Origin of the sequence: Pseudoalteromonas sp. SG41-5 (genome assembly GCF_014164495.1) — a bacterium.
GTDB lineage: Bacteria > Pseudomonadota > Gammaproteobacteria > Enterobacterales > Alteromonadaceae > Pseudoalteromonas > Pseudoalteromonas rhizosphaerae.
In genome coordinates this window covers 1-1,247 of record NZ_JACJFH010000233.1, presented here as the reverse complement: position 1 = coordinate 1,247, position 1,247 = coordinate 1, and the positions used below count along the sequence as shown (strand labels likewise).

General features: G+C 42.8%; 1 protein-coding gene and 1 pseudogene. Both read right to left on the bottom strand.

Translation table 11 applies throughout. The features are described 5' to 3' along the window. A pseudogene (locus H5232_RS23265) lies at positions 1 to 299 on the bottom strand (hypothetical protein); the annotation flags it as partial. Between the two features lie 126 nt (positions 300 to 425). After that, positions 426 to 938 (bottom strand): DUF2931 family protein, encoded by a 513-nt coding sequence (locus H5232_RS23260; protein ID WP_182831653.1) that lies wholly within the window; start codon positions 936 to 938, stop codon positions 426 to 428. Positions 939 to 1,247 lie beyond the last annotated feature (309 nt).

The window sequence follows — 1,247 nt, the reverse complement described above, 5'->3', positions numbered from 1 at the left end:
AAGCTGACTTTGGCGTTTTCAAAATCAGGGCCTGATACGTTGGCGTAGCCGTTTTGATCGAGCTGTCCGGTGATAATATGGCCGTTACGTAAGCGAATTTTATAGCCCATGTTGGCTTGGGGCTCGCCTGTCTCATCTAGTAGCTCAATTTCGTAACCTAACGTAGGCTGCTCAACGGTGAATGTGGTGCTATCTACCGCGCCATTGGCAGTTGCAGTGACATTATAAGCCCCTGGTTTAACCTCAAAATAGTGCTGCCAAAAGGATACTTCGTCTGGGCGTTTTTTTGCTAGTTGCAAGGTTACTTGCCCGCTGGTTGGCCCTTGCCATTGTTACTACATGAACCTTCAATATGTTGTTTTTAGTGGTAAATTCCGGCCCATATTCAGAACCATGGGCCAAAGCTACAGATGGAAATCGCTTTACTAGTTATTCTCACGCCACTGGGCTTGTCCTGAGGCTAGTTCGTGTAATACACGGCCTGTAAATCCCGCTGAACGGGTATTAGATAACCAAACTTTGATTTCACCTGACTCACCCATACCGACTATTAAGTATGGTTTTATTTCCTTAAATACTTCACCTGTCGATAAAGTAAAATAAGGGAGAGATTTAGCTAATTTGTAACCTTTTTTGTCTATTGCAACTTCACCAAAGTAAATTCTATTTTCTGACTTATCTAACCATTCAACAGCTACTTTTTCTGGGAGTTTTTGATCGTAAACACTTACCGTCGCTCTTGTTTCACCATAGCAGCACCCAATTGCCCCTGACGGTATTCCCCACTCATCATCAAATACTACAGAGCGCCCCCAAATTGCATTGCCATTTTCGGTGCCGACACCTGCAACCATGTAATCAATTGTTCCTGTTGACGAGCAACCCATTACAAATAATGTAAAAGTGAGTGTGATGAGTAATTTTATGAGGTTGTCCATAATCTATATCCATTTATTAGTTGTGACTGCCATTGCTCACTTTCTTCAGCTTGTTCTGGTTGATTGTAAAAAAGCTCACGTTGTTGGTTTTTAGTGGTGAATTCAGCGTCTTCTTCTGGGTCATGAGCTACGGGCTACCTCTGCGAATACTTTATAGAACATAAGCTTAGGGTCGTGGCTTTACTACTTATTCTCACGCCATTGAGCTTGCCCTGAGCCTAGTTCGTGTAATACATGGCCTGTAAACCCAGCAGATGGTGTATTTGAAATCCAAACTTTGATTTCACCTGATTCACCCATACCGACTAT

Coding starts and splice junctions, on each gene's coding strand:
- H5232_RS23260 (WP_182831653.1), bottom strand. CDS start 938: ATGGACAACCTCATAAAATTACTCATCACACTCACTTTTACATTATTT.